We start from the raw sequence: 5867 nt of genomic DNA, 5'->3' as shown, positions 1-5867 counted from the left end.
GATCGACCCGCAGTTCTCGCGAAAGTACTGCAGCATGCTCGCGTCATCGTCCAATGCCGGGCCCGGCAGCACTTCCTCGACCGTGATCGCCCGCAACGCCGGGGCCTGCATGATCGAGCGCATCAGACGGCTGCCCTGGATGGCCTCGTCGATGTCTTTCTGCGTGCTCAGGTAGTTCGGATCGATCAGCGCAGGCTCACGCGGATCGCGTGAGGCGATGCGGACTTCGCCGCGGCTGGTCGGTCGGCACGGATTGAAGCACAGCAGGAAACCCGAGTAAGGCTCCGGCTGCAGACTGGCCTTGTTGTTCTTGGGAATCTGGTACGACAGCGGGTTGAAGTACAACTGCAGGTTCGGGTGCGCCTGTTGGGCATCGCTGCGGAAGAACCCACCGGACTGGTTGACGCTCAGCGCCAGCGGCCCCTTGCGGGTCAGCAGGTATTGCAGGCCAAGCCGCAGCTTGCCCAGCAGCGAGCCGAACACATCGTTCAAGGTCGGGATATTGGCCTTGTAGTAGTAGCTCACGCACAGGTGGTCTTGCAGGTTCTTGCCCACTGCCGGTAAGTGGTGACGGGTGTCGATGCCGTGCCGGTCGAGCAGGGCGCGGTCGCCGATGCCGGAAAGTTGCAGGATCTTTGGCGTGTCCACCGCACCGGCCGCCAGGATCACCTCGCGCCGGGCACGGAACTCGCGCGCCATGCCGTTCTGCGAAATGCGTACGCCGACCGCGCGCTTGCCCTCGAGCAGCACCTGTTCGACCAAGGCGTGATGCTCGATGTGCAGGTTCGGGCGACCCAGCGCCGGGTGCAGGTAGGCGAAGCTGCTGGAGCTGCGTCGTCCATCACGCACGTTGACGTCATAGATGCCGGCCCCTTCGAAGTGCTTGCCGTTGAAGTCTTCGCTGCGCGGATAGCCCAGTTGCGCGCAACCCTCGAGAAACACATCGCAGATCGGATGGGCCTGGCCTTTCATCGGGGTGATGCCGATCGGCCCGTTGGCGCCGTGGTATTCACTGGCCCCGGCCGGGTGCGATTCGAGCTTGCGAAAATACGGCAGCACGTCCTTGAACGACCAGCCCTCGGCGCCATTGGCGGCCCAGTCATCGAAATCATGGGCCTGGCCGCGCACGTAGATCATCGCGTTGATCGAACCCGAGCCGCCTTGCACCTTGCCGCGCGGTGCATACAGGTTGCGCCCGGCCAGATGGGCCTGGGGCTGGGTGTAGTACATCCAGTTGAAGGTGGGGTTGTAGTAGAGCTTGGCGAAGCCCACCGGCAGCTTGAACCATGGCGAGCTGTCCTTGCCGCCGGCTTCGAGCAGCAGCACGCTGTGGCGCCCCGACTCGCTCAGGCGCGCGGCGAGGATGCAGCCGGCCGAGCCTGCGCCGGCGATGATGTAGTCAAAATCGTTCATGTATCGCTAACCCTGTGAATAGAGGGCCGCCCCGAGGCCGGGGCGGCTTGACGCTCAACCTTTGGCCGGCGAGGCGTCCTTGACGTCGACCGGATGCGGCGCCATCTGCAGGTGCAGGCGCTCGCCTTCGTAGCCTGAGTGACGGCGTACCACGTCCATGTCCAGCTCGACCCCGAGGCCCGGCTCGCGGGACGGGATGATGTAGCCGTCCTCCCATTGCAGAGGCTTGTTGAGGATTTCGGCGTGGAAGCCATCCCAGGTGCCGATGCTTTCCTGGATCAGGAAGTTCGGCGTACAGGCCGCCAGCTGGAAACTCGCCGCCGCGCCGATCGGGCCGTTGTAGAGGTGCGGGGCGATCTGCGCGTAGTAGGCCTCGGCCATGCTGGCGATCTTCTTGCCCTCGAGCAGGCCGCCGCAGCGCCCGACGTTCATCTGCAGGATCGACGCACCGCCCGCCTGCAGCAGCTTGAAGAACTCGTACTTGGTGGTCAGGCGCTCGCCGGTGGCAACCGGAATGCTGGTCTTGGCCGCGACCTGGGCCATGGCCTCTTCCTGGCCCGGTGGGATCGGCTCTTCGAACCACAGCGGATCGTATTTTTCCAGGCGCTTGGCCAGGCGGATCGCCGACGACGGGACCATTTGCCCGTGGGTGCCGAACAGCAGGTCGCAACGGTTACCCACCGCTTCGCGGATGCGTTTGCAGAAGGTTTCGCAGCGCTCCAGCACCTCCAGCGACAGCTGATGGCCGGAGAACGCGGTGTAGGGGCCGGCCGGATCGAACTTCAGCGCGGTGAAGCCCAGTTGCATATTCTGCACGGCGCACTCGGCGGCCAGGTCCGGGTCGCTGTAGTCGTACTCGCCCTGGGCGTTGACCGGGTAGAGGTAGGTATAGGAGCGCAGGCGCTCGTGCACCTGGCCGCCGAGCAGCTCGTAGACCGGCTTGTTCGCGGCCTTGCCGATGATGTCCCAGCAGGCCATTTCCAGGCCGCTGACCACGCCCATCATGGTCAGGTCCGGGCGCTGGGTGAAACCGCTGGAGTAGGCGCGGCGGAAGAAGCGCTCGATATGGTGCGGGTCCTGGTCGAGCAGGTAGCGCGCGAACACGTCCTCGATGACCGGCACCATGGCGCGCGGGTGGAAGGTCGCGGCGTAGATCTCGCCGACGCCCTCGATGCCGCAGTCGGTCTTGAGGGTGACGAACAGCCAGTACATACCGCCGACATGCGGCGGTGGCACGGCCACCACGTGGGTTTGCAGGGATACGATCTTCATGCTTTGCCCGCCTTGGACTTGATGCGTTTGTTCAGGATGAGGGTGGCGACGACGCCGAGCAGGCCCATCACCACGACGTAGGAGAAGTAGATCTGGTAGCCGAGGAAGCCTGGGAAGTGATCGATGATCCAGCCGTTGAGCAGGGGCAGGAACACGTCAGGCGAGTAGCCGACCAGGGAGATGATGCCGATCGCCAGGCCCGTGACACGCAGCGGCACCTGGCAGTCGTCGAGGATGGCCCAGTACAGGCCGCGGATGGCGTAGGTCATCAGGCCGATGAAGATCACCAGGAACACCAGCACGCCCAGCACCCGCAGGCTCGGCAGCACGATCAGGCCGATCATGCCGACGGCGGCGAGGACCATGGCCCAGGCCAGCACGCCGGTCTTGGAGAAACGGTCACCCAGCCAGCCGCCGCCGATGCCGCCCAGCGGGCGCATCCACAGCTTGATGGTGGTGATCAGGCCGGCGGCGGTGGCGCTGAGGCCGAAGCCGCCCTCTTGCAGGTAGGCCGAGAAGCTGTAGGTGGCCCAGAAGAAGTGGTAGCCGCAGAACACGATGGCAGTGACCAGCCACAGTTCCGGGATCGCCATCAGGGTGCGCAGGTCGTGCAGCAGGTTGGCCTTTTCGCGGGCCTTGATGGTGTCGGCCTTGACCTGCGGGTCGCGAACCAGCATCAGCGCCAGGCCCAGGATCACGCAGCAGGCGGCGTAGAAGTGGATGACCCGGGTCAGGCCCACGGCACTGCCGCCGGCACTGTCGGCGACCTGGGCGAACAGGGCGATGGCGATGGTCGCCAGCAGCGCCTCGACCAGGCCTCGGCCGCCATCGAGCACACCGAAGAAGCGGCCTTGTTCGCTTTCGCCCGCGATCATCTTGACCCGCTTGATCAGCGAGGCCCAGAAGGTCAGGCCGGTGGTGATGCCAAAGCCGCAGAAGATCGCCAGCAGCGCTTCGAAGCCTGGCAACTGGGCGTACCAGACGCCGAGCAGGCCGGTGCCGACCAGCGAGAAGCTGATCAGGAAGCGCGGTGAAATGCGGTCGGCGAGCCAGCCGCTGGGCAGGTAGCTGACCAGGAAGGCGGTGCCGAGGATCGAGTACAGGTAGCCCAGCTCGCTGTTGCTGATCGACAGCGCCTCGAGCATGGTGCTCTGGTACACCTGGCGCAGGTACAGCATCGGGTAGATGGCGCCAGCGGCCAGCACCAGCAGGGCCAGTTGCAGGTAGCGCGAGAAGTTGGCAGAAGTGCTGGGCACGCTGAGCGCCTCGGTATTTATTGTTTTTTTCATTGTTGTTCTCGTGGGCGGATCTGTCGTCGGGGTTGTCGCAGGGCAGTGGAGCAGGGCACGCAGGCAGCGTGCCCTGCGCGGGTCAGTACTTGAGGACCACCAGGCGGGTCTGGGTGAATTCGAGCATGCCGTGCTTGCCGTCATCGCCGCCCAACCCCGAGCGTTTCCAGCCGGCGTGGTAGCCCTGGTAGGGGTCGGCAGGGGTGCGGTTGACGTACAGCTCGCCGGCTTCGATGGCGTTGGCCAGCTTCATGGCGCTGCGGTAGTTCTCGCTGTAGAGCACCGACGACAGCCCGAACTGGTGGTCGTTGGCCATGGCCAGGGCTTGGTCGAGGGTGTCGTAGGCCACTACCGGCAGCACCGGGCCGAAGGTCTCTTCCTGGACGATCTCCATGTCCTGGCGGCAGCCGCTGAGCAGCGTGGCCGGGTAGAAGTTGCCCGGGCCCTCGGGCAGGTAGCCGCCGGCTTCGATACGGGCCCCGGCCGCGACGGCGCGCTGCACCTTGGCGTGGATCTCGTCACGCGAGCCTGCACTGATCAGCGGGCCCATGCAGGCGGCATCCTCGGCGCGGTTGCCGATGCGCACGGCGGCGAATTTGTCGCGCAGCAGGGCGAGGAAGCGCTGGTGTACGCTGGCCTGCACATAGACGCGCTCGATGGCGGTGCACAGTTGGCCGCAGTGGGTGGTCTTGGAGGCGACGATGGCGGCGGCAGCGGCCTCCAGGTCGGCATCGGGCTCGATGATGGCCGGGGTCTTGCCGCCCAGTTCCAGCGACGGCTTGGCGATGTTGGCCTTGCAGTATTCGAGCACCGTGCGTCCGGCGCGTACGCTGCCGGTGAGGGTGATCATGCCGACTGCTGGCTGAGTGCACAGGGTGGCGGCAACGTCGTGCTGCATGGCCAGGATGTTGATCACCCCGTCGGGCAATTGCGCCTGCTGCACGGCGCGGGCGATGGCGAAGGCCGACAGCGGGGTGTTGTTGCTTGGGCGCACGACCACGGTGTTGCCGGCGATCAGCGCCGGGGCGACCTTGCGCAGCAGGGTGTAGACCGGGTAGTTGAACGGGATCAGGCAGGCGACCACGCCGATGGCTTCGCGCTTGAGCAGGATGGTTTCGTCGCGGGTGTCGCTGGGGATCACTTCGCCTTCGATGCGGCGTGCCCATTCGGCGTGGTAACGGGTGATCTCGGCGGCGTACAGCGCCTCGTTGCGGGCTTCGCCGGGGGCCTTGCCGGATTCGCAGGCCAGCGCTGCACCGATGTCGTCGGCGCAGGCTTCGAGGGCGTCGGCCAGGCGGCGCAGGTGCTGGGCGCGTTCGATCGAGGGCAGGGCGGCCCAGGCGCGCTGGGCGCGGCTGGCGGCTTCGACGGCCTGGATGGCCTGGGCAGGGCTGGCGGCGCTGACGCTGCCGACCTGCACGTCGGTGGCCGGGTCGAACACGCTCAGGGCGGGTTGCTCGGGGGCGACGACGAAGCGACCGTCGATGAAGTTGTGTTCTGTACGCATGAAGGTGTCCGCTTGCGGGGTGAACGGGCCCACAAGGGCTGGCGAGCGGGCACGGGGCGGCGCTGGCGCAACGGTTTTCTTGTGGGTTATGGCGAACAATTTGTCGCAGGGAGGGACGGGGAACAAACGATTAATGCGTGGGGGTAATGTGCTTAAAACGCATGTTACTTGAGGGGTGGTGGGGACTGCTTCGCGGGCAAGCGGGGCGCCGAACTGCCTACAACAGCTTTGCAATTTCTGAATACTGCGGTGTTAGCTGTGGGAGCAACTGTCTTGTTCAAAATCTAAAGGCCTGCCCAATCCCTGTGGGAGCGGGCTTGTCCCGCGATCACCGGCATAGCCGGTGCCATGCATCGCGGTGTTACTTTCGCGGGCAAGCCCGCTCC

Annotated in this window: 4 protein-coding genes; all 4 read right to left on the bottom strand. The window is 65.6% G+C overall.

The window, feature by feature from the left end:
* Window positions 1–1413, bottom strand: a 1413-nt coding sequence (locus ACPZMI_RS00130; protein WP_426351420.1) for a GMC family oxidoreductase, incomplete at its 3' end; no start/stop codon positions are given.
* 54 nt (window positions 1414–1467) lie between these two features.
* Window positions 1468–2685 carry a mandelate racemase/muconate lactonizing enzyme family protein gene (locus ACPZMI_RS00125; RefSeq protein ID WP_426351419.1) on the bottom strand — a complete coding sequence of 406 codons (1218 nt, stop codon included), beginning with the start codon at window positions 2683–2685 and terminating at the stop codon, window positions 1468–1470.
* Window positions 2682–3974: an MFS transporter gene (locus tag ACPZMI_RS00120; protein WP_186707731.1), complete on the bottom strand. Its 1293-nt coding sequence runs from the start codon at window positions 3972–3974 to the stop codon at window positions 2682–2684. Before ACPZMI_RS00120 ends, ACPZMI_RS00125 begins: the two co-directional genes overlap by 4 nt.
* Before the next feature lie 82 nt (window positions 3975–4056).
* On the bottom strand, window positions 4057–5481 hold the full coding sequence (gene aldA, locus ACPZMI_RS00115) for an aldehyde dehydrogenase (RefSeq protein WP_426351418.1): 1425 nt from the start codon (window positions 5479–5481) through the stop codon (window positions 4057–4059).
* Window positions 5482–5867: the final 386 nt, after the last annotated feature.

It is taken from the genome of Pseudomonas wayambapalatensis (assembly GCF_049942315.1).
GTDB classification, from domain to species: domain Bacteria; phylum Pseudomonadota; class Gammaproteobacteria; order Pseudomonadales; family Pseudomonadaceae; genus Aquipseudomonas; species Aquipseudomonas wayambapalatensis.
This window is presented reverse-complemented; position numbering and strand designations above follow the sequence as displayed.

Excerpts from the sequence above, each read along its gene's own strand:
- ACPZMI_RS00125 (WP_426351419.1), bottom strand. The coding sequence starts at position 2,685 with ATGAAGATCGTATCCCTGCAAACCCACGTGGTGGCCGTGCCACCGCCG.
- ACPZMI_RS00120 (WP_186707731.1), bottom strand. The coding sequence starts at position 3,974 with ATGAAAAAAACAATAAATACCGAGGCGCTCAGCGTGCCCAGCACTTCT.
- aldA (WP_426351418.1), bottom strand. The coding sequence starts at position 5,481 with ATGCGTACAGAACACAACTTCATCGACGGTCGCTTCGTCGTCGCCCCC.